This window comes from Streptomyces sp. ADI95-17, assembly GCF_003846175.1.
GTDB lineage: Bacteria > Actinomycetota > Actinomycetes > Streptomycetales > Streptomycetaceae > Streptomyces > Streptomyces sanglieri.
In genome coordinates this window covers 187,641-208,572 of the sequence record NZ_ML123046.1, presented here as the reverse complement: position 1 = coordinate 208,572, position 20,932 = coordinate 187,641, and the positions used below count along the sequence as shown (strand labels likewise).

The following is a 20,932-nucleotide window of genomic DNA, read 5'->3' as shown; positions in this document are numbered from 1 at the left end:
CCGCCGTACGTCCGGGGCGCCTCGGGACAGGGCGGCACGGTCCGGTGAACGCGCCACACGGCCGCCATACGGGTGCAATACGGCGCGGGGACAGTTGAGCCATGAAGTTCTCCGTGCTCTCCCTCATCGGCCACGCCCCGCACCCGCTGAACCAGCGACTCCCCTCCCCCGCCGAGCGGTTCGAGGAAGTGATCGGGACCGGAGTCGTCGCGGAACGGCTGGGTTTCGACGCGTACGCGATCGGCGAACGGCACGCGGGTCCCTTCCTGTCGTCCAGCCCGGGCGTGGTGCTCGGCGCGCTGGCGGCCCGTACTTCCACGATCCGGCTGCTGACCGGCGTCACGGTCCTCGCGATCCTCGATCCGGTGCGGGTGGCCGAGGAGTTCGCGACGCTCGACCAGATCTCCGGCGGCCGGGTCGAGCTGGTCGTCGGAAAGGGCGCGGAGGCCGGTCACTTCGACCTCTTCGGGCTCGACGAGGAGCGGCAGTGGGACCTCCAGCGGGAGAAGTACGAACTGCTGCGGCGGCTCTGGAGCGAGGAGGGCGTCGACTGGGCGGGCGAGTTCCGGCCCGCGCTGAAGAACACGACGACCCTGCCGCGCCCGTACGCCGGTCCGCCGCGCGTCTGGCACGGCTCGGCGACCAGCCTCGAATCCCCCGAACTGGCGGCGCGCCACGGCGATCCGCTGTTCACCGCCAACGCGATCCAGCCCCGCGCGGCGTACGCCCGGCTGATCGCTCACTACCGGGAGCGCTTCGAGGCGTACGGCCACGATCCGGCCCGCGCGCATGTGGCCGCGGGCTCGGGCGGGCTGCTGATCGCCGACAGCTCGCAGCAGGCCGTGGAGCGCTACAAGGAGCTGTACGAGGCGAAGGTGGCGCAGTCCTTCCGGCCGCACCTGGAGGGGAGGACCGGGTACAACACACCGTTCCGCACCATCGGGGAGGCCATCGCGGACGGGCCCCAGCTGATCGGCAGCCCGCAGCAGATCATCGACAAGATCCTCGGCTGGCACGAGGTGTACGGGCACGACCTCCAGTCCGTCACCGTGGACGGCTTCGGGCTGAGCGCGGACGAGCAGGCCGAGACACTCCAGCGGTTCGCGGAGGAGATCGCTCCGGTGGTGCGGCGCGAGGCGCCGTCCGCGCTCTGGGACTGAGTCCGGCGGGCACCCGGCCCGCCCGCACCCGGGACGACCTGCGGCAGACCTGGTTCATCCGCTCTTCCGACCCGCATAATGAAGAGATACATCGGATGTCTGAACCCAGTTCTGATTCCAGTCCGGATCCAGGAGGACCGTCATGGCTGTCACCGACGAGGCGATCGAGAAGATCAAGGGAATGATCGTCTCGGGTGCGCTGCGCCCCGGCGACCGGCTCCCCAAGGAGAGCGAACTCGCGGCGGAGCTCGGCCTCTCCCGCAACTCGCTCCGGGAGGCGGTCCGGGCCCTTTCGCTGATCCGCATCCTCGATGTGCGCCAGGGCGACGGCACCTATGTGACCAGCCTCGATCCGCAGCTGCTCCTTGAGGCGCTGAGCTTCGTGGTGGACTTCCACCGCGACGACACGGTGCTGGAGTTCCTCGCGGTCCGCAGGATCCTGGAGCCGGCCGCGACGGCGATGGCCGCCACCCGGATCAGCGAGGCACAACTGGACGTGCTCAGCTCGCAGTTGGATGCGCTGGGGGCACAGCCCTCGGTGGAGGAGCTGGTCGCCTGCGATCTGGAGTTCCACCGCGGCATCGTGCAGTCGTCCGGGAATTCGGTGCTCTGCTCGCTGCTCGACGGGCTGTCGGGGCCGACGACCCGGGCGCGGGTCTGGCGCGGTCTGACCCAGGAGGACGCGGTCAGCCGCACGCTCCACGAGCACCGGGCGATCGTGTCGGCGCTGCGGGACCGGGACGCGGAGGCCGCGCGGGCGTGGGCGACGGTGCATGTGGCGAGCGTGGAGCAGTGGCTGCGCTCGACGCTGTAGCGCGGAACGGGGCGGGTGGGGCCTCTCCCCCACCCGCCCCGTTCGGCCGACGGGCCGCTCAGTCCTGCTTCTCGCCGCTCGCGAAGCGGGAGATGACCAGGGCGACGATGATGATCGCGCCGTTGAGGAACTGGTTCCACAGCGCCGGGACACCGCCGAGGGTCATCACATTGACCACCAGTTGGAGCGTCAGCACACCGGTCAGCGCGCCGAACAGCGTGCCGCGACCGCCCTTGAGGCTGATGCCGCCGATGACCGCGGCGGCGAACACCTGGAAGATCCAGCCGTTGCCCTGGGTCGCCGCGACCGATCCGTAGTGGCCGGTGTAGAGGATGCCCGCGAAGGCCGCCAGCAGTCCGCCGACGGCGAGCACGATCCAGGTGACCCGGTCCACCCTGATGCCCGCGGCGCGCGCCGCCTCCGGGTTGCCGCCGATGGCGTACAGCGAGCGTCCGTGGCGCAGCCAGGCCAGCGCGGCGCCGCCGACCGCGAACAGCGCGAGGCAGATCCAGACGGCGGCCGGTGCGCCGAGCCACTCGCTCTTGCCGAGGTAGCGGAAGGACTCCGGGACGTCGGTGATGGACTTGCCCTCGGTGATCCCGATGTGCAGCCCGCGCAGCATGGTGAGCATGCCGAGCGTGGCGATGAAGCCGTTGACCCTGAGCTTCAGCATCAGGAAGCCGTTGACCGCGCCGATGACGAGGCCCACCAGCAGGCAGAGCGGGATCGCCGACCAGGTGGGCAGCAGCCCGAGGCCCGCGAAGCGGCCGCCCTCGGCGGGCAGCACCAGCCACATCGCGACGACCGGCGCGATGCCGATCGTCGACTCCAGGGACAGGTCCATCCGCCCGCAGATCAGGATCAGCGCCTGACCCAGCACCAGCAGGCTCAGCTCGGAGGACTGCTGGACCACGCTGATCAGGTTCTCGGAGGTCAGGAACACCGGCGAGACGATGAACCCGATCACCATCAGCACCAGGATCACCGGCACCAGGGAGAAGTCGCTCCACCTGATCAGTCTGAGCCGGTCCAGGGGCCTTTCGCCGGTCGGGGAGCCCTTGGGCCCGCTGTCGATGGAGTCGGCCGCCAGGGGCCGTACCGTGCCGGTCATTCCCTTTCCCCCACACCTTCCATGGCGGCGACGAGCTCCCCGTCGTTCCACCCGCTTGCGAATGACGCGACCACGCGTCCGTGGAACAGGGCGAGCACCCGGTCGCAGACCCGCAGATCGTCCAGCTCGTCCGAGATGATCACTGCGGCGTTCCCCTCGTCGGCGACCCTTCGTACGACTCCGAGCAGCGAGTCCTTGGACTTGATGTCCACGCCCGCGGTGGGCCGTACCGCCACCAGCACGCTGGGTTCACGGGCCAGCGCCCTGGCCACCACCACCTTCTGCTGGTTGCCGCCGGAGAGTCCGGAGACGGGCTGCTCGGGCCCCTGGGTCTTGATGTCCAGCGAGGCGATCATCGAGCGCGCGAACTCCCTGGTACGGGAGGGCAGTACGGTCCCCCAGGGGCCGAGCTGGTCGGTGACCGTGAGCGTGGCGTTCTCGGCGACGCTGCGTTCCAGGACCAGGCCCTGGTCGTGCCGGTCCTCGGGGATGTAGCCGATCCCGGCGTCCAGCGCGTGCGGCACGCTGCCGGAACGCACGGCCCTGCCGTGCACCCGGACGGTGCCGCCGCCCGCCTTCCGCATCCCGGCCAGGGTCTCGCCCAGGGCCGTGTTGCCGCTGGCCGCGGAGCCGGCCAGGCCGAGCACCTCGCCGGGCCGGACCTCCAGGTCCAGCGGTTCGAACTGGCCCCGGACGGTGAGTCCTTCGGTACTCAGCACGGGGGCGGCCGACTCGTCCCGTGCCGCCGCGCCGGCACCGTCAGCGTGCCAGGCGGTGGCTCCGGCGGACTGCTCGCCGGTCATCGCCGCCACCAGCTCCGCCTTGGCGATGCCGGCGACGGGGGCGGTCAGCACATGGCGGGCGTCGCGGTAGACGGTGACCGCCGTGCACAGCTCGTACACCTCCTGGAGGTGGTGGGAGATGAAGAGGAACGCCACTCCCTGGCTCTGCAGTTCCCGCAGCTTGTCGAAGAGCCGGCCGATGCCCCTGGCGTCGAGCTGGGCGGTCGGCTCGTCCAGGACGATCAGCCGGGCGCCGAAGGACAGCGCCCTGGCGATCTCGACGAACTGCCGCTGTTCGACGGCGAGATCGCGGGCCCGGGTGCCGGGGTCGACCTGGACGCCGTATTCGGCCAGCAGCCGCTCGGCACGTCTGCGGAGCTTCCCCCAGCTGATCCAGCGGGCGTTGTCGTCGAAGCGGTTGAGGAAGAGGTTCTCCGCGACGGTCAGGTCCGGGACGACCATGGATTTCTGGTAGACGCAGGCGATCTTCGACTGCCAGGCCGTGGTGTCCCCGAAGGCGGGCGCCGGCTCCCCGCCGAACGCGACCGTGCCCGCGTCCGCCTTGTGGAGTCCGGTCAGCACGCTGACCAGCGTCGATTTACCGGCGCCGTTGCGGCCGACCAGGGCGTGCGACTCGCCGGGCTGCACGGTGAGCCGCACCCCGTCGAGCGCCACGGTGGGCCCGAAGCGTTTGACAACGCCTTCCGCCTGTACGGCAGGTGGTGCCTGGTCCATGGCTAGCTCTTCTTCTCCAGCTGGTTGGCCCACAGCTTCGGGTCGTCGACGTTGTCCTTGGTGACCAGCGGCGCGGGGAGCTGGTCCTCGAAGCCGTTCGGGATCTTGATGATGTTGGAGTCGTGGTCGGTGGGGCCTTCCTTGAAGGTCTTGCCGTCCAGGGCCGCCTTGGCGTAGTACAGCGCGTACTTGGCGTACAGGTCGGCGGGCTGGGAGATCGTCGCGTCGATCTTCCCGGCCTTGATCGCGTCGAACTCCTCGGGGATGCCGTCGTTGGAGATGATCGTGATGTGTCCCGGCGTACCGGCCGGCTTCAGCAGCTTCTTCTGCTCCAGGAGGGCGAGGGTGGGCTGCAGGAAGACACCGCCGGCCTGCATGTAGATGCCGTTGATGTCGGGGTTGGCGGCCAGGGTGGCCTGGAGCTTGGCGGAGGCGACGTCGCCCTTCCAGTCGGTGGCCAGCTCGAAGACCTTGATGCCGGGGAAGTCCTTGTCCATGCATGCCTTGAACGCCTCGGACCGGTCGCGGCCGTTGATCGAGGAGAGGTCGCCCTGGAACTCGACGACCTTGCCCTTGCCCTTGAGCTGCTCGCCGAGGTACTTGCAGGCGTTGGTCCCGTACGCCTTGTTGTCGGCGCGCACCACCATGTAGATGTTGCCCTTGTCGGGGCGGGTGTCGACGCTGATGACCGGGATCTTCTTCTCGTTCAGCGTGTTGAGCGACTCGGCGATCGCGCCGGTGTCCTGCGGCGCCATCACGACGGCCTTGGCGCCCTGGTCGGTGAAGGTCTGCACGTTGGCGACCAGTTTGCCGATGTCGTTCTGCGAGTTGGTCAGCGGCAGCGCCTTGACCTCGCCGCCCTTGACGCCCTTCTCCACGTAGTTCTGGTACGAGTTCCAGAAGTCGCTGTCGCTGCGCGGCAGGTCGATCCCGACCTTCCCGCCGCCCGCGCCGTCGGCGGTGGACTCGCGGTTGCAGCCCGCGAGAGCAGTGACTGCCAGCAGTACGGCGCAGGCCGCCGCACTCGTCGTACGCACTCTCATTGGTGTCCCGTCCTTTGTGAGTACCGGCTCGGAGCTCTGTCGGCAGAGCGGAGGTGCATGGTGCGCGGGGGTGGGCGGGCCGGGTGAAGCGGCTCGGGCCCGCCCGGAACGAGAGGCCCCGGCTCCCCCGGTCAGCTCTCGGCGGGGCGCAGCCGCAGCCCCTGCATGCCGCCGTCGACGGCCAGCGCCGTGCCGGTGACCGAGGCGGCGGCGGGGCTCGCGAGGTAGACGATCGCGGCGGCCACCTCGTCGGCCGACACCAGCCGTCCCAGCGGCTGGCGGGCGTTGAGCGCGGCCCGCTCGGCGGCCGGGTCGTCGGCCTGGCCGAGGAGCCGGCCGATCCACGGGGTGTCCGCGGTGCCGGGGTTGACGCAGTTGACCCGGATGCCCTCGCGGACGTGGTCGGCGGCCATCGCCAGGGTCAGCGAGAGCACCGCGCCCTTGCTCGCGCTGTACAGGGCGCGCTGCGGCAGCCCGGCGGTCGCCGCGATGGAGCAGGTCTGGGTGATCGACACGGCGCCGGGGCGGTCGGCCGCGGCGCGCCGCAGATGGGGCAGGGCGTGCCGGGCGGTGCGGACCATGCCGAGGACGTTGATGTCCAGGACCCGGGTCCACTCCTCGTCGGCGTTGTCCTCGACGGTGCCGATGGAGCCGATGCCGGCGTTGGAGACGACGGTGTGCAGTGCGCCCAGTTCGGCGGCGGCCCGGTCGACCGCCTCGCGCACCGCGTCGTCGTCGGTGACGTCCGCCTCGACGGCGAGTACGCCCTCGGGGGCGCCCGCGGTCTCCCGGTCCAGTACGGCCACCCGGGCGCCGCGCGCCAGCAGCATGGTCGCGACGGCGGCCCCGATGCCGGAGGCGCCGCCGGTGACCAGGGCTCCCATTCCTTCGAAGTCGTTCGTTCCGGTCATCGGCCGGCCTCCTCGGTGGTGCGGCGGGCCTGCCATACGGCGCCCTCCGGGTAGCGGTGTGCGGCGATCGACTCGGGGAGCATCCGGGCGGAGAAGCCCGGGGAGCCCGGCGCGGTGTAGCGGCCCGACTCGATCACGGTGGGATCGGCGAAGTGTTCGTGGAGATGGTCGACGTACTCGATCACGCGGTTGTCCCAGCTGCCGGAGACCGCCACGTAGTCGAACATCGAGAGGTGCTGCACCAGCTCGCAGAGTCCGACCCCGCCCGCGTGCGGGCAGACCGGCACGCCGTACTTGGCGGCGAGCAGCAGGATCGCGAGGTTCTCGTTGACGCCCGCGACGCGGGCCGCGTCGATCTGGACGAAGTCGACCGCCCCGGCCTGGAGCAGCTGCTTGAACACGACCCGGTTGGCGACGTGTTCGCCGGTGGCGACCTTGACCGGCTGGCCGGCCCGGACGGCGGCGTGGCCGAGGATGTCGTCGGGGCTGGTCGGCTCCTCGATCCAGTGCGGGTCGTACGGCGCGAGCGCGGTCATCCACTCGACCGCGTCCGAGACGTCCCAGCGCTGGTTGGCGTCGACGGCGATCCGGATGTCCGGCCCGACGGCCTCGCGGGCCAGGGCGAGTCTGCGGACGTCGTCGCTCAGACTGCCGCCGACCTTCAGCTTGATCTGGGTGAAGCCGTCGGCGACGGCCTCCTTCGCGAGCCCGACCAGCTTGTCGTCGCTGTAGCCCAGCCAGCCGGGCGAGGTGGTGTACGCGGGGTATCCCTCGGCGCGCAGCCGCTCGGCGCGCTCGGCCCGGCCCGGTTCGGCGGCCCGCAGGATCTCCAGGGCCTCCTCGGGGGTGAGTGCGTCGGTGAGGTAGCGGAAGTCGACGAGGGAGACGAGCTCCTCGGGCGTCATCCCGGCGAGGAACTCCCAGACCGGTCTGCCCGCGAGCTTGGCCGCCAGGTCCCAGGCGGCGTTGACGACCGCGCCGGCCGCCATGTGCATCACGCCCTTCTCCGGGCCGAGCCAGCGCAGTTGCGAGTCGTGGGTGAGCTCGCGGTGCAGTGCGGCGAGATCGGCCGCGGTGCGGGGCACCGGGCGCCCCACCAGATAGGGGCGCAGCGTGTCGATGGCGGCGGCCATCACCTCGTTGCCGCGCCCGATGGTGAAACAGAAGCCATGTCCCTCGATGCCGCCGTTGCCGCTGTCCGGTCCGTCCGTGCGGTCCTGGACATCGGTGCGCAGTACGACGTAGGCAGCCGAGTAGTCGGGATCGGGGTTCATGGCGTCCGAGCCGTCCAGTTGTTCCGAGGTCGGAAAACGGATGTCGTGGACCTCGAAATCCGTGACGGTCTGACTCATGTGCGCCCCCAGGGGAATAACATCGGACCTCTGTTCTGGTCATCCGATGTATAGCGCCACGAAGACCCCAACGTCCAGCGTCTGAACGAAATCTACCCACCACAGCTCGGATGTATCCAGGGTCTGATGCCCTGATTCGACCGGCGATACTCCCCCACGGGCCGGGTTCGCCCGGCTGTGTACGGAGGCTGCGGCGCAAGTGGCCGGAAGCCGTAAGGTTGATGGGTACACAAGGGAACTTCGGAAGGAGGCCTGGGTGATCGAGCTCGAGGGGGTACCCGAGCTGATCGACCCGGTCATGGTGGCCGCGTTCGAGGGATGGAACGACGCAGGGGACGCCGCCTCCACGGCGGTGGCGCACCTGGACCGGGAGTGGAAGGGCGAGGTGTTCGCGGCGCTGGACGCCGAGGACTACTACGACTTCCAGGTCAACCGGCCGACGCTGTGGCTGGACGGCGGGGTGCGCAAGATCACCTGGCCGACCACCCGGCTCTCCGTGGTCCGCGTCGGCGGGGACAAGCCCCGCGATCTCGTCCTGGTCCGCGGTATCGAACCATCCATGCGCTGGCGCTCGTTCTGCAACGAGATCCTGGGTTTCGCCCATGAGCTGGGGGTGGAGATGGTGGTGATCCTGGGCGCCCTGCTCGGCGACACCCCGCACACCCGGCCGGTGCCGGTCAGCGGGGTCACCTCCGACCCGGACCTGGCGCGGACCATGGATCTGGAGGAGACCAAGTACGAGGGGCCGACGGGCATCGTCGGCATCCTCCAGGAGGCCTGCACGCACGCGGGCGTGCCCGCGGTGAGCCTGTGGGCGGCGGTGCCGCACTACGTGTCGCAGCCGCCCAACCCGAAGGCCACGCTCGCGCTGCTGAACCGCCTGGAGGACCTCATCGGTCTGCGCATCCCGCTGGGCGAACTGCCCGAGGACGCGCGCGCCTGGCAGCTCGGCGTCGATCAACTGGCCGCCGAGGACAGCGAAGTGGCCGAATACGTGCAGACGCTGGAGGAGGCCCGGGACACCGCCGAGCTGCCCGAGGCGAGCGGCGAGGCCATCGCCCGGGAGTTCGAGCGCTATCTGCGCCGACGGGACATCGGTCCGGGCCAGGCACCGGGCGGGCACGCGACGGAGAGCGGCGACGCCTCGTACCTGCGCGACACCTCCAGCGGCCGCACCCGGCCGCCGAAGCCGGTCCGCCCCGAGAGCGGTGGCGATCCGGGGTCCGGCGCACCGCCCGCGGGCGGACCCGGACGGCAGCCACCGGCCGGCCGGGAGGGTGACGACGGCGGTGACGAGGACGGCCCCCGGGATTCGTCGGAGGACTCCCCGGAGGAGTGACGGGACCGGTGGAGCGCCGGGCGGGCACGTGCCCGCCCGGCGCTCCCGTGCTGTCCGGGACATTCAGGAACAGGTGAACCGGGCCGCGGCCCAGTCCCCGTGGTCACCGGTCTTGGAGCCGTTGGTGTCCGTGACCTTCAGGTGCACATGGCGCGCACCGTCGAGCTTCACGTCGACCGGTACGGCCGCCGAGGCCCCGGTCACCTTCGGGGAGGTCCACAGCACCTTGCCGTCCGCCTCGACGGAGAAGGCCACTTCGCCGTAGCCGTTGATCTCGTCGTCGATCCCCGCGTCGGCGGTGAACGCGGTGCAGCGCCCGCCGAGGTAGACCTCGATGTCGGAGTCGGCGTGGGTGCCGATCCCCTTCTCGTACGTCTTCCCGGCGAGGGTCAGCGGCTTGCCGTCGGCCGCGCCCGACTCGCCGTTGCTGCGGTCGCGTTCGGCCGGTCCGTAGCCGTTGGTGGACTTCAGCCACACCAGATCGCTCGCCCAGGCCTCACCGGTGGGCGGCGGCGGCATCACTGCGGCGGCGAACCGCTGGGTGGCGGTGCGGGCTTCACCGGCCGACCGGTATCGGACGAGGGCGGTGATCCGTGCCTCCCCCGCCGTGGCGTCCTTCGCGGGGGTGACGGAGACCTCGACCCGCCGGGTGGTGCCCGCCGGGATCCGGTCCACCTTCGCGGGCCGGTCGACCTGCCAGCCCTCGGGGGCGTCCATGCCGACCTCGGCGTCGGTCACATCGGCCCTGCCCGCGGTGACGTCGACGGTGACGGTGCCCCCGGCCCCGGCACCGAGCTCCTGCCCGGCCGGTGCGGAGACCGCGGCGTTCGCCTCGGCGGTCCGCCCGCCGACCGCACTGGTGTGCTTCAGCTTCACGGAGAACGCCTTGGCGGTGGACAGCGGCGCGGTCTTGATCTTCACGACACCGCCGCGGTCGTCCCGGTCGTACCACCAGCCCTGCTTCGCGGCCTTGTACGCGGCGGCGGAGTCCAGCCGGGGCAGCTTCCCGCCGAGCTCGACGGCGCTCGGCGCGGAGCCGGTGTGCACGCTGAACTCGTACGGGCGCTTGCTCTGCTTGCCGGTGAACTTCCCCTTGCTCGCACCGATCCGCACCGTCACATCGCCCGCGCCCCTCGCCGGTGCGTCCACGTCGGCCCGCTGGGTGGCGTACTTGCCGTCGCGGTGCTGCCGGGTGACGCCGTCGTCCTCGTAGAGCGTGAAGGACGACTTGCCCTGCGGGTAGATGTCCCAGGCGAGCGGGGAGGAGGCGGTGCGGTCCTTGTACGAGCGGATGCCGGGCCACATCGGCACACTGGCACCGCCCTTGACGAACAGCGGCAGGGTGTCGAGCGGGGCGCTGTAGTCGTCGACGGTGACCGGCCCCTGGTAGGTGCGGCCGCTCCAGTAGTCGGTCCAGGTGCCCTTCGGCAGGTAGATGCCGTCCCGCTCGGTGCTGTCCTGGTAGACCGGGGCGACGAGGAAGTCCTCGCCGGACATGAATTCGTACTTCGCCGCGTCCGTCGCCGCCTTCGGGTCGTCCGGGTATTCGAGGACGAGCGGGCGGACCATGCCGACGCCGGTCTTCGTCGCCTCGTGCGCGTAGGAGTACTGGTAGGGCAGCAGCGACTCCTTGAGCTTGAGGTAGTCGCGGTTGATGGTGGTGTACGGCTCCCCGTACCGGAAGGGCTGCTTGTCGCTGGCCGCCCAGCCGTCCATCGTCATCGTGGTCCCCAGGAACATCTTCCACTGGAGGTCACGGGTGTAGGTCTTGGCGCTGCCGCCGAAGATGCCGTCGACGTCGCCGGTGGTGTAGGCGAGGCCGGACATCGTGGCGCCCGCGTAGGTCGGGATCTGCCAGCGGATGTAGTCCCAGGTGCCGTACTGGTCGCCGGACCACTGCACACCGCAGCGCTGCGCGCCCGACCAGCTCTCGGGGGCGTAGGTGAAGCCGCGGGCGTCGCTGTTGTCCTCGATGCCCTTGTACGCGTCCTTGCAGCCGTCCAGGGCGAACTTGTAGCCGGCGCCGACCCAGGCCACGTCCAGCTTGGCGACCCGCTGGCCCGCCTTGACCTGCTCGCCGATCTTGTCGATGCCGTCCTCGGTCCACAGGCCGAGCTGCATGCCGCGGTCCTGGAGGCCCTTGGCGGTCTCGGCGAGGTCCTCGTATCCGCAGCCGTAGCCGTCGTTGACGAGCATCCAGCCGTTCGGCATGTCGTTCTCGACGTAGCCGTCGGCGACCTTCAGGGCGTCCAGGGTGCGGCGCTCACCGCGGTTGGCGTTGTGGAGGTAGCAGTCGGCGTCACCGATCTCCATCCCGTACACCGGCGGCAGGAAGGGCTTGCCGGTGAGCTTCGTGTACTGCCCGATGACGTCCTTGGCGCTGTCGCCCGTGAAGTAGTAGGCGTCGAAGCGCTGCTCCTTCGCGCTGGTGGTCACCGGGTCGGTGAAGGCGTAGGTGTTCGGCGCGTAGGTGTTGCGGAAGACGCCGTAACCGGACGAGGAGAGGTAGAACGGCACCGAGTTGGGGTGGCCGCCGTCGTCCCAGTCGTAGTCGACGCCGACCTCGACGGTCTTGTCGCGGTGCGAGGTGTTGCCCCGGCCGTTCTGCATGCCGGCGCCGTAGAACTGCTCGTCCGCGCCGCGAGCCAGCGTCTGGGTGGTCTTCTCGCCGTTCCAGCTCAGCCCCTTGGCCTCGGACCAGACCTGGCTGCCGTCCGCCCGGTACAGGGCGAACCGCAGCGGCGACTTGTAGGCGCGCAGGGTGACGCGGCCGGTGGAGAGTTCGTAGCGGTCGCCACGCTCCTTCCACCGGGTGTGCGGCGGGGTGCCCTGCGGCAGCACGATGTCGTCGCCCGTCGGGTCGGAGAACGTGCCGTCCGGGGCGAGTTCGATACGGAAGGTCTCGTCGGAGACGAAGCTGACCCGGGCCTCGGCGGCCCCGGCCTTCAGGTGGTAGACGGATCCGTCGGCGGAGAACCCGGTGAGGTCGCCGACCGTGGTGTCCGGCTCGGCGGCGCCGGCCTGGGCCGCGCCGGGGCCCGAGAGGACGGCGAGCAGTCCCAGCAAGGCTGCAACTGCCGCCGTTCTGATGCGCGTTGATGATTGCATAGAGCGCTTTTAGCGCAGCATCGAGCACTTGACCATGGACAAAACGGAACCGGCCCTGAACTTCGTCGAGAAGTCCAAGGCCGGTTCGTCCGGAACGTCCGGTGGATATCAGCGGGTTGCCACCCTGCGCGGCGCTACAGGGCGACGCCCAGCAGCGCGTCGACGGTGCGCGAGACGAGGCCGGGCGCGCCCTCGTCCGTACCGCCGTCGGCGATCTGCCGCTCGGCCCAGCGGTCCACGGCGGCCAGCGCGGCCGGCGCGTCCAGGTCGTCGGCGAGGGCCTCGCGGACCTCCTCGACCAGCGCCTCGGCGGGCAGCCCGTCCGGCCGGGAGACGGCGGCCCGCCAACGGGCGAGCCGCTCCACCGCGTCGGCGAGCACCTGGTCCGTCCACTCCCAGTCGGACCGGTAGTGGTGCGAGAGCAGCGCCAGCCGGATCGCCGCCGGGTCCACACCGTCGCGGCGCAGCTGCGAGACGAAGACCAGGTTGCCCCTGGACTTGGACATCTTCTCGCCGTCCAGGCCGACCATTCCGGCGTGCACATAGGCCTGGGCGAAGGGGTGTTCCCCGGTCAGCACCTGCGCGTGCGAGGCACCCATCTCGTGGTGCGGGAAGGCGAGGTCGGACCCGCCGCCCTGGACGTCGAAGCCCATGCCGAGGTGGTCGAGGGCGATGGCGACGCACTCGATGTGCCAGCCGGGCCGGCCGGGGCCGAGCGAGGCGCCGTCCCAGCTCGGCTCGCCCTCGCGGGCGGCCATCCACAGCATCGGGTCGAGCGGGTTCTTCTTGCCGGGGCGCTCCGGGTCGCCGCCGCGCTCGGCGGAGAGCAGCCGCATCGCCTCGGTGTCGAGGTTGGAGACCTCGCCGAAGTGCGGGTCGGTCTCGACGGAGAAGTACACGTCGCCGTCGAGCTCGTAGGCGGCGCCGGCGTCGCGGAGCCGTTCCACCAGCGGGACGATGCCGGGTATCGCCTCCACGGCACCGATGTAGTGCTTCGGCGGAAGCATGCGCAGGGCAGTCATGTCCTCGCGGAACAGGGCCGTCTCGCGCTCGGCGAGCTCGGTCCAGTCCTGGCCGTCGCGCACGGCCCGCTCCAGGAGCGGGTCGTCCACGTCGGTCACGTTCTGGACATAGTGAACCTGCCGCTTGGTGTCGAGCCACACGCGCTGAACGAGGTCGAACGCGTTGTAGGTCGCCGCATGACCCATGTGGGTCGCGTCGTACGGCGTGATGCCGCAGACGTAGATGCGGGCGACGGGACCGGGGTCAAGGGTGATCCGTCCGCCGGTCGCGGTGTCGTGGATCCGAAGGTCGCGGCCCTTGCCAGGCAGGGCGGGGACCTCAGAAGCGGGCCAGGCATGCATGCCACGAGCGTAACCGGATGCATGTTCCGGATACGAACCGGATGCCGGATCTTGACCGAAGAGGCGCTCTTGCGCCGGGCCGCTCCATCTGCTTCGGGACGCGGTCCCGGTACCCCGGCCCGCACCCCCGCGCCCCGTTCCTCCCCTGCTCGGCTCAGACCGGCGGCCAGGGGATCGAGGGCCACTCACCGCTCGGCTCCGGGTGCCGTCCGGTCGCTCTCAGCCCCGCCACACGGCCCCGCAACGCCTCGATCTCGGCCTCGGTGATCAGCTCACCCAGCCGGGTGACGAGCGGGGTGCCCGGCGCGAGTTGTGCCCCCAGCCGTTCGACGACCTCGACGGCCTCGGCCGTCAGAGGCTCCCCCGCCCAGCCCCAGAGCAGCGTGCGCAGCTTGTCGTCGGCGTTGAATGTCACACCGTGGTCGATGCCGTAGAGCCGGCCGCCGGGGGCGGGCAGCAGATGGCCGCCCTTGCGGTCGCCGTTGTTGATCACGGCGTCGAGGACGGCCAGCCGCCGCAGCCGGGCGTCGTCCGCGTGGACCAGCAGGGCCGTCCGGCCCTCACCGACCTCGGCCCGGGCCACGGCCTTCCAGCCCTCGCCGGGCTCCTCGTCCTCGACGAGCGCGAGCAGCGGCGGCTCGCCCGCCCCGTCGTCCTCACCGTCCGCGTCGTCCGCGTCGTCATGGGGGACCGCGTCGATCCACAGCTGGCACATGCCCTCGCCGTACGGGCCGTCCCGCAGCACGGTGGGCGGCACCAGGCCCCAGCCGGTCGCCTCGGAGATCTCGTACGCGGCCACCTCGCGTCCGGCGAGCGTGCCGTCCGGGAAGTCCCACAGCGGCTGTTCACCGGCCACCGGCTTGTAGACGCAAGGAGCCTCCTCACCGTCGCGCGCGACGGTGCAGTAGAGCACCGCGTTGGACGCGCCGCGAATCTGTCCGAGGACGGTGAGCTCGCCCTCGGTGAGCAGACCGACCAGCTCAGCGCCGGTCAGGCTCCGCGACGGTATCCGTTCTGGCGCGGGCATACGTGTCCTTCCGGGTCGAGCGGCAGGCTGCACAGCGGGCACGGCGGACGGCCGGCGTTCACCACGTCCAGGGCGCGCTTGGCGAAGGCCCTGGCCTGCGCGCCGCTGAGGCGGACCCGAAGCATCGGCGGGCCGTTCTCCTCGTCCTGGAGCAGCCGTTCCTCGGCCTCGGCGAGATCCTCGTCGGATTCCACGTCCAGCTCGACCAGTGCCTGCGCCTCGACGATCATGCGCTGTTCCTCGCCGTCCCAGGCGAGCGCCATCGTGCCGACCCGGAACTCCTCCTCGACGGGGACGTCCAGGGGCGCGGTGTCGGTGACGTCCATCGGCGCGACGGCGGGCACCGGGGAGTTTCCGCCGGTCCGCCGCACCACCTCGTCGAGCAGCTCGTCGATCCGCTCGGCGAGCGCGGCGACCTGGGTCTTCTCCAGGGCCACGCTGGTGACACGTCCGCCTGAGGATGCCTGCAGGAAGAACGTACGGCGTCCAGGCAACCCGACCGTACCGGCCACGAAACGGTCCGGGGGGTCGTAGAGGAACACCTGACGGGACACGTCCTGTCTCCCTTGAATTCGACGGTGGATGAGGGGTGGCCCGGGCCCGGAACGTTCGTTCCCCGGGCCGGGGCCCGTCCGGCCTCCGATCCGCCGGACGGGCCCCGGGGCCTACGGAGCGTCCACCCTACTGCGCGAAGCGATCACGGCGCCCCAGCGCCGCCCCCGACCGCCGCGTCCGCGTCCGAGTCCGCCGCCGGGCGCGGGTGCTCGCTCGGCGCCAGCGGGGCGAGGTCCCCGGTGTCGCCGAGCCTCAGCAGGAAGGGCCGCAGCCTGGTGTAGCGGATCGCGGTGACCGAACAGGGGTCGGCGTGGATCCGCTGGAAGAGGTCGAGATGCATGCCGAGCGCGTCGGCGACCAGGGCCTTGATGATGTCGCCGTGCGAGCACATCACGTACACGGCGTCGTCGCCGTGCGCGGCCTCGATCCGGGCGTTCCAGTCCCGCACCGCGTCGACCGCGCGCGCCTGCATGCCGCGCATCGACTCGCCGCCGGGGAACGCCGCGGCCGACGGATGCTGCTGCACGACGCCCATCAGCGGTTCGTCGGCGAGCTCCGCGAGCTTGCGCCCCGACCAGTCGCCGTAGTCGCACTCGCTGATCCGGTCCTCGGTGTGCAGCTCCAGCTCCGGCCGGGCGGCGAGCAGCGGCCGCAGGGTCTCCCGACAGCGCTGGAGCGGGCTGCTGACGGCGGCGGCCAGCCGCAGCCCGGCGAGCCGGCCGGGCAGGGCGGCGGCCTGCTCCGCGCCGCGCTCGTCGAGCGCGACCCCGGGGGTGCGGCCCGCGAGCACCCCGGCGGTGTTGGCGGTGGAGCGTCCGTGGCGTACGAGGATCAGGGTGGGCATACGGGCCAGCGTAGGGCCTTCCGTTCGGATCATGCCGCCGCCGATGAGGTGCGCCGGGGAGCGCGGCAGGGAAGAATGCGCGCCGTGATCGTGGACTGTGCCATTTACCGGGACGGGCGCCGCACCGACGGCCCCGCCGACTTCTCCGATGCCCTCGACGAGGCACGGGCCACCGGGGACGCCTTTCTCTGGATCGGGCTGCACGAACCGACGGAGAAGGAGTTCGACCTCGTCAGCAGCGAGTTCGGGCTGCACCCGCTGGCCGTGGAGGACGCCCTGAGCGCCCACCAGCGGCCCAAGCTGGAGGTGTACGACGACTCGCTCTTCGCGGTCATCAAGCCGGTGGTGTACGAGCAGAGCAGCGACACGGTCACCACCGACGAACTCATGGCCTTCATAGGGGACTCGTTCGTCGTGACGGTCCGGCACGGGGAGGGCGCGCCGCTCGCCGCGGTACGCCGTCGGCTGGAGGCCGAGCCGGAGGTGCTCAAGCACGGGCCGACCGCGGTGCTGTACGCGATCAGCGACGCCGTCGTCGACCACTACATAGAGGTCGCGGGCGAGCTCCAGGTCGACCTGGAGGAGCTGGAGACCGAGGTGTTCGCGCCGACCGGCGTCGGTGACACCAAGAGCACCGCGGCCCGCATCTACACCTTCAAGCGGCAGATCCTGGAGTTCCGCCGGGCGGCCGGGCCGCTGAGCGCCCCCATGGCCCGGCTGGCGAGCGGGGGCGTGCCGTTCGTCCACGAGCACTCGCAGCCGTTCTTCCGTGACGTCAGCGACCACCTGACGCGCGCCAACGAGTACGTGGAAGGACTGGACCGGCTGCTCTCCGACATCCTCTCGGCCCATCTGGCTCAGGTGGGCGTGCGGCAGAACGACGACATGCGCAAGATCTCGGCCTGGGCGGCGATGGCCGCCGTGCCGACGATGGTGGCGGGGATCTACGGCATGAACTTCGACCACATGCCCGAGCTCCGCTGGGTGTGGGCCTATCCGGCGGTGATCGCGCTGATGGCCGCGGTTGTCTTCGCGCTGTACCGGCAGTTCAAGCGCCGCGGCTGGCTCTGACGGACGGGCGGTCACCGCACCCGGTTTCGCGAGCGGCTCGTCCCCGGTTCAGGCGAACCCGGGCTCCGGTGCCGCCGGGCCGCCCAGCGCGTCGCGCCGCTCGGGCTGTTCCAGGCTCACCATCCGCCGCCAGCCCACGAGCCGTTCGTACACGTAGACGGCGTGGATCCCGGCGGCCAGCACCGCCGATTTGGCCCCGGGCCAGCCCAGGATGCGGCCCATGTGGTCCATCACGGCAAGGCTGACGTCGCGGTACACCCGGATCTCGGCGAGCGCGCACTCGCGCAGCGTGCGCTGGATGGTGCGGCCGTGTCCGGCCCGGGCGAGGCGGAGCAGTTCCTCGTGGCAGTACGCCAGGTGGTTGTCCTCGTCGTTCGAGATCATCTTCACGGCGCGGCCGAGGTCGGGGTGGTCGGCGAAGTGCCTGCGGAGCAGTGCCATCTGCTCGGAGGCCCGCTGCTCGGTGACCCGGCTGTGGGCGAGGTAGGTGACGATGTCGCGCTCGGAGAGCCGTTCCTCACCCCGCAGCTGTTCATGGGCGAGGCCGATGCCGTGCTTCTCCAGCAGCATCGTGTAGTCGGTCTCGTGCGGGACCTCCGCCGGCCGGAGCCCGCGCTTCTTCAGCAGCGCGTGGAAGATCCGGCCGTGCTTGTCCTCGTCGGCACCGTGCCGGGCGATCTTGGGCGCCAGGGCGCGCTGGCTCTCGGGCACCAGGGCGGCGATCCGGCCGTTCTCCCAGCCGCCCTGGGACTCCCCGCCGGCCGCGATGGAACAGAACAGCCGGAATGACTCGTCGTCGTCGAGAATCTCCTGGAACAGGTTCCTTGCCGAGAGCATGACCGCCACCTCCGTGCCGCATCCACCGAGCGACAGTCAAGTGCGGCACACCCGGACGGGCAACAGGAACGAGCCCCGGCTACGCCGGACGGGGCGCGGGCCGGCGTAACCGCCCGACCGTGCGCGCGTTGATAGGCGTGACGGCCGTGGCGGGGAGGCCCCGAGCCCCCACCACGGCCGTAGTGCCGCTCCCGGCGGCGTCCGGGACCTTGTCACGCGAGCCCGGAGCGCTCCAGCGCGTCCGTACCGGCCCGCAGAGCCGTGAGCCGCTCCTCCAGCGTGAACCCGGCCGGGGCGAGGGTCAGTGTCGTGACACCGGCCGCGGCGTAGGCCTGCATCCGCTCGGCGATCCGCTCGACCGGTCCGAGCAGCGTGGTCTGGTCGATCAGCTGGTGCGGTACGGCGGCAGCGGCACCGCTCTTGTCGCCGGACAGGTACTTGTCCTGGATCTCGGCGGCTTCCTTCTCGTAGCCCATGCGCTGCGCGAGCTGGTTGTAGAAGTTCTGCTTCCTGCTGCCCATGCCGCCCACGTACAGAGCGGTGTACGGACGGAACATGTCCGCGAGGCCGTTGACGTCGTCGCCGACGGCGAGCGGCAGGGTCGGGCAGACGTCGAAGCCCTCCATGGTCAGGCCCGCCTTCTCCCGGCCCGCCCGCAGGTACTTCACCGCGGTGTCCTCAAGGTGCTCGGCGGAGGGGAAGATCAGCAGCGCGCCGTCGGCGATCTCGCCGGTCTGCTCCAGGTTCTTCGGGCCGATCGCCGCGATGTAGAGCGGGATGTGCTCGCGCTGCGGGTGCACGGTCAGCTTGATGGGCTTGCCCGGACCGTCCGGCAGCGGCAGCGTCCAGTGCTCGCCCTCGTACGAGAGCCGCTCGCGGGACATCGCCCGGCGGACGATCTCGACGTACTCCCGGGTGCGGGCCAGCGGCTTGTCGAACTTGACGCCGTACCAGCCCTCGGAGACCTGCGGCCCCGACACGCCGAGGCCGAGCCGGAACCGGCCGCCGGAGAGCGAGTCGAGGGTGGCGGCGGTCATCGCCGTCATGGCCGGCTGGCGGGCCGGGATCTGCATGATCGCGGAGCCTACGTCGATGGACTCGGTCCGGGCGGCGACCCAGGAGAGCACGGTCGGCGCGTCGGAGCCGTACGCCTCGGCCGCCCAGCAGACGTCGTATCCGAGCCGGTCGGCCTCCTGGGCGACGGCGAGATTGTCGCCGTCCATTCCCGCACCCCAGTAACCGAGATTGATGCCGAGCCGCATAGCCGCTCCCCTTACCGATCAGTAACGTCCCTGAGCTCCGGACTCTAGCGCGCGGCGGCGCGATCCGGCAGGGGCGACTTGACGCCGGGTTGTCCACAGGCTTCCGCCGAGTGGGGTTCTGGCCAGTAATCTCAGCGCCCATGGAGCAGAGGCATCTCGGCCGCACCGGCCTTCGAGTGTCCCGGATCGGGCTCGGCACCCTCACCTGGGGCCGGGACACCGATGAGCACGACGCTGCGGAACAGCTCAAAGCCTTCTGGGAGGCGGGCGGCACGCTGGTCGACACCGCCGATGTGTACGGCGGTGGGGAGGCCGAATATCTCCTCGGGCAGCTCCTCGACGGCCTGGTGCCCCGACGCGATCTCGTCATCGCGACGAAGGCCGGCAGCGTGGCCGATCCGTACCGCCGGTTCGACGGATCGCGCGGGCATCTGCTGGCGGCGCTGGACGACTCCCTGGAACGGCTCGGCACGGACCACGTGGATCTGTGGCAGATCCATGCCTTCGACCCGGTGACCCCGCTGGAGGAGACGCTCCAGGCACTGGATCTGGCGGTGTCCAGCGGGCGCGCCCGGTACGCGGGGGTGTCGAACTTCTGCGGCTGGCAGCTGGCCAAGGCGGCCACCTGGCAGCTCGCCTCGCCCGGGGTGCGCACCCGCGTGGCGAGCACCCAGATGGAGTACTCCCTGTTGCAGCGGGGGGTGGAACGCGAGGTGCTGCCCGCCGCCCTCGATCTCGGCGTCGGGCTGCTGCCCTCGTCCCCGCTGGGCCGCGGCGTCCTCACCGGGAAGTACCGGTCGGGCACTCCGGCGGACTCGCGCGGTGCCTCGGAGCTGCTCGCTCCGTTCGTCGAGCCGTATCTCGACGAGGCCGCGAGCCGTGTGGTGGACGCGGTGGCGACGGCGGCGGACGGGCTGGCCACGACGCCGCTCCAGGTGGCTCTCACGTGGGTCCGGGACCGGCCCGGGGTGGTGGCCCCGATCGTCGGCGCGCGCAACGCGCAGCAGCTCACGGAGGCATTGTCAGTGGAGGCGCTTAGTCTTCCTGACGAGATCTGCCAGGCGCTCGACGATGTGTCGGCGCCCGTGCACCGCTATCCCGACCAGGACTGGAGCACGCTGTGACTGCGCTTCCCCGGGGGGAAACCCCCGGTTCCCCGGCCGCCGACGACGACGTCGCGCCCCCCTCCTCCGCCGTGCCCGCCCCGTCCACCGGGGACGGGCCGGAGACGGACGGCGGTGCCCCCGGGGCCGGCGAACGGGCTGAAGCGACGGACGACACGGCCGACGGCGAAACAGACTCTGCGGGCGAAGCGACGGACGGCGAAACGGGCGACGCCGCGGACGACACGGGCGGCGCGGACGACACGGCCGACGCAGCCAAAGGCTCCGGCACCGGGGCGGACGCCGACGCCGCCCCCGCGCCGCTCTCCGAGGCCGAGGCCGAGCTCGCCGCACAGCGTGAGCTGCGGGAGCGGATCGAGAGGCGGAAGGCCGAGAAGGAGGGCCCCATCGCCGCCGGGGGGAAGCTGAGCGGCAAGGCGGCCGACCTGCTGGCGGCCGTGCGCGCGGTGGAGAGCGGCGAACAGCCCGCCACCTCGTTCTTCGACTCCCCCGC

At 71.1% G+C, this 20,932-nt stretch carries 17 protein-coding genes and 1 pseudogene; 6 read left to right on the top strand and 12 right to left on the bottom strand.

Annotation, left to right across the window (positions count from 1 at the left end):
• Positions 1-101: 101 nt before the first annotated feature.
• Both EES42_RS14795 and EES42_RS14790 read left to right on the top strand, forming a co-directional pair.
• On the top strand, positions 102-1,160 hold the full coding sequence (locus EES42_RS14795; protein WP_124718694.1) for an LLM class flavin-dependent oxidoreductase: 1,059 nt from the start codon (positions 102-104) through the stop codon (positions 1,158-1,160).
• 142 nt (positions 1,161-1,302) lie between these two features.
• Positions 1,303-1,974: a FadR/GntR family transcriptional regulator gene (locus EES42_RS14790; RefSeq protein ID WP_037700470.1), complete on the top strand. Its 672-nt coding sequence runs from the start codon at positions 1,303-1,305 to the stop codon at positions 1,972-1,974.
• A gap of 58 nt (positions 1,975-2,032) precedes the next feature.
• On the opposite strand, the gene EES42_RS14785 is transcribed toward EES42_RS14790, so the two are convergent.
• The 5 genes from EES42_RS14785 to EES42_RS14765 all read right to left on the bottom strand — a co-directional run bounded on the left by EES42_RS14785 (position 2,033) and on the right by EES42_RS14765 (position 7,908).
• Positions 2,033-3,085, bottom strand: a complete 1,053-nt coding sequence (locus EES42_RS14785) for an ABC transporter permease (protein WP_124718693.1) — start codon at positions 3,083-3,085, stop codon at positions 2,033-2,035.
• On the bottom strand, positions 3,082-4,602 hold the full coding sequence (locus EES42_RS14780) for a sugar ABC transporter ATP-binding protein (RefSeq protein ID WP_124718692.1): 1,521 nt from the start codon (positions 4,600-4,602) through the stop codon (positions 3,082-3,084). The genes EES42_RS14785 and EES42_RS14780 overlap by 4 nt, the downstream gene beginning before the upstream one ends.
• A gap of 2 nt (positions 4,603-4,604) precedes the next feature.
• A complete protein-coding gene (locus tag EES42_RS14775; RefSeq protein WP_124718691.1) occupies positions 4,605-5,645 on the bottom strand; it encodes a sugar ABC transporter substrate-binding protein in 1,041 nt (346 codons plus the stop codon).
• Between the two features lie 131 nt (positions 5,646-5,776).
• A complete protein-coding gene (locus tag EES42_RS14770) occupies positions 5,777-6,556 on the bottom strand; it encodes an SDR family NAD(P)-dependent oxidoreductase (protein ID WP_124718690.1) in 780 nt (259 codons plus the stop codon).
• Positions 6,553-7,908: an L-fuconate dehydratase gene (locus tag EES42_RS14765; protein ID WP_124718689.1), complete on the bottom strand. Its 1,356-nt coding sequence runs from the start codon at positions 7,906-7,908 to the stop codon at positions 6,553-6,555. Before EES42_RS14765 ends, EES42_RS14770 begins: the two co-directional genes overlap by 4 nt.
• Positions 7,909-8,164: 256 nt before the next feature.
• Here EES42_RS14765 and EES42_RS14760 point away from each other — a divergent pair, with 256 nt between their 5' ends.
• Positions 8,165-9,247, top strand: a complete 1,083-nt coding sequence (locus EES42_RS14760) for a PAC2 family protein (RefSeq protein WP_124718688.1) — start codon at positions 8,165-8,167, stop codon at positions 9,245-9,247.
• Positions 9,248-9,310: 63 nt separating this feature from the next.
• Here EES42_RS14760 and EES42_RS14755 read toward each other — a convergent pair whose 3' ends face one another.
• The 5 genes from EES42_RS14755 to EES42_RS14735 all read right to left on the bottom strand — a co-directional run bounded on the left by EES42_RS14755 (position 9,311) and on the right by EES42_RS14735 (position 16,145).
• Positions 9,311-12,355, bottom strand: a complete 3,045-nt coding sequence (locus tag EES42_RS14755; RefSeq protein WP_124718687.1) for an NPCBM/NEW2 domain-containing protein — start codon at positions 12,353-12,355, stop codon at positions 9,311-9,313.
• Positions 12,356-12,489: 134 nt separating this feature from the next.
• The gene (gene mshC, locus EES42_RS14750; RefSeq protein WP_124718686.1) at positions 12,490-13,719 is read right to left on the bottom strand and encodes a cysteine--1-D-myo-inosityl 2-amino-2-deoxy-alpha-D-glucopyranoside ligase; all 1,230 of its coding nucleotides are present in this window, start codon (positions 13,717-13,719) and stop codon (positions 12,490-12,492) included.
• Positions 13,720-13,873: 154 nt separating this feature from the next.
• Positions 13,874-14,746: an SCO1664 family protein gene (locus EES42_RS14745; RefSeq protein WP_124718685.1), complete on the bottom strand. Its 873-nt coding sequence runs from the start codon at positions 14,744-14,746 to the stop codon at positions 13,874-13,876.
• On the bottom strand, positions 14,710-15,300 hold the full coding sequence (locus EES42_RS14740; protein WP_124718684.1) for a DUF3090 domain-containing protein: 591 nt from the start codon (positions 15,298-15,300) through the stop codon (positions 14,710-14,712). The genes EES42_RS14745 and EES42_RS14740 overlap by 37 nt, the downstream gene beginning before the upstream one ends.
• A 143-nt stretch (positions 15,301-15,443) precedes the next feature.
• Complete coding sequence (locus tag EES42_RS14735; protein ID WP_124718683.1) at positions 15,444-16,145, bottom strand: histidine phosphatase family protein; 702 nt, start codon at positions 16,143-16,145, stop codon at positions 15,444-15,446.
• A 75-nt stretch (positions 16,146-16,220) separates the two neighbouring features.
• Between EES42_RS14735 and corA the strand changes: the two genes are divergently transcribed.
• Positions 16,221-17,216, top strand: coding sequence for a magnesium/cobalt transporter CorA (gene corA, locus EES42_RS14730; RefSeq protein WP_124718682.1), 996 nt, complete (start codon positions 16,221-16,223; stop codon positions 17,214-17,216).
• 48 nt (positions 17,217-17,264) lie between these two features.
• On the opposite strand, the gene EES42_RS14725 is transcribed toward corA, so the two are convergent.
• Positions 17,265-18,053, bottom strand: a complete 789-nt coding sequence (locus EES42_RS14725; RefSeq protein WP_124718681.1) for a ferritin-like domain-containing protein — start codon at positions 18,051-18,053, stop codon at positions 17,265-17,267.
• 212 nt (positions 18,054-18,265) lie between these two features.
• A complete protein-coding gene (locus EES42_RS14720; protein WP_124718680.1) occupies positions 18,266-19,315 on the bottom strand; it encodes an LLM class F420-dependent oxidoreductase in 1,050 nt (349 codons plus the stop codon).
• Positions 19,316-19,455: 140 nt separating this feature from the next.
• On the opposite strand from EES42_RS14720, the gene EES42_RS14715 reads away from it, so the two are divergent.
• Both EES42_RS14715 and EES42_RS46115 read left to right on the top strand, forming a co-directional pair.
• Positions 19,456-20,439: an aldo/keto reductase gene (locus EES42_RS14715; RefSeq protein ID WP_124718679.1), complete on the top strand. Its 984-nt coding sequence runs from the start codon at positions 19,456-19,458 to the stop codon at positions 20,437-20,439.
• Positions 20,436-20,932, top strand: a pseudogene (locus tag EES42_RS46115) (DNA helicase RecD); the annotation flags it as partial. The gene EES42_RS14715 and the pseudogene EES42_RS46115, both read left to right, overlap by 4 nt.

What these genes read in the sequence shown, in the direction of transcription:
- EES42_RS14780 (WP_124718692.1), bottom strand. Translation starts at nt 4,602, where the DNA reads ATGGACCAGGCACCACCTGCCGTACAGGCGGAAGGCGTTGTCAAACGC.
- EES42_RS14715 (WP_124718679.1), top strand. Translation starts at nt 19,456, where the DNA reads ATGGAGCAGAGGCATCTCGGCCGCACCGGCCTTCGAGTGTCCCGGATC.
- EES42_RS14775 (WP_124718691.1), bottom strand. Translation starts at nt 5,645, where the DNA reads ATGAGAGTGCGTACGACGAGTGCGGCGGCCTGCGCCGTACTGCTGGCA.
- EES42_RS14755 (WP_124718687.1), bottom strand. Translation starts at nt 12,355, where the DNA reads ATGCAATCATCAACGCGCATCAGAACGGCGGCAGTTGCAGCCTTGCTG.
- EES42_RS14795 (WP_124718694.1), top strand. Translation starts at nt 102, where the DNA reads ATGAAGTTCTCCGTGCTCTCCCTCATCGGCCACGCCCCGCACCCGCTG.
- mshC (WP_124718686.1), bottom strand. Translation starts at nt 13,719, where the DNA reads ATGCATGCCTGGCCCGCTTCTGAGGTCCCCGCCCTGCCTGGCAAGGGC.
- EES42_RS14790 (WP_037700470.1), top strand. Translation starts at nt 1,303, where the DNA reads ATGGCTGTCACCGACGAGGCGATCGAGAAGATCAAGGGAATGATCGTC.
- EES42_RS14785 (WP_124718693.1), bottom strand. Translation starts at nt 3,085, where the DNA reads ATGACCGGCACGGTACGGCCCCTGGCGGCCGACTCCATCGACAGCGGG.
- corA (WP_124718682.1), top strand. Translation starts at nt 16,221, where the DNA reads ATGCGCGCCGTGATCGTGGACTGTGCCATTTACCGGGACGGGCGCCGC.
- EES42_RS14735 (WP_124718683.1), bottom strand. Translation starts at nt 16,145, where the DNA reads ATGCCCACCCTGATCCTCGTACGCCACGGACGCTCCACCGCCAACACC.
- EES42_RS14725 (WP_124718681.1), bottom strand. Translation starts at nt 18,053, where the DNA reads ATGCTCTCGGCAAGGAACCTGTTCCAGGAGATTCTCGACGACGACGAG.
- EES42_RS14765 (WP_124718689.1), bottom strand. Translation starts at nt 7,908, where the DNA reads ATGAGTCAGACCGTCACGGATTTCGAGGTCCACGACATCCGTTTTCCG.
- EES42_RS14720 (WP_124718680.1), bottom strand. Translation starts at nt 19,315, where the DNA reads ATGCGGCTCGGCATCAATCTCGGTTACTGGGGTGCGGGAATGGACGGC.
- EES42_RS14745 (WP_124718685.1), bottom strand. Translation starts at nt 14,746, where the DNA reads ATGCCCGCGCCAGAACGGATACCGTCGCGGAGCCTGACCGGCGCTGAG.
- EES42_RS14770 (WP_124718690.1), bottom strand. Translation starts at nt 6,556, where the DNA reads ATGACCGGAACGAACGACTTCGAAGGAATGGGAGCCCTGGTCACCGGC.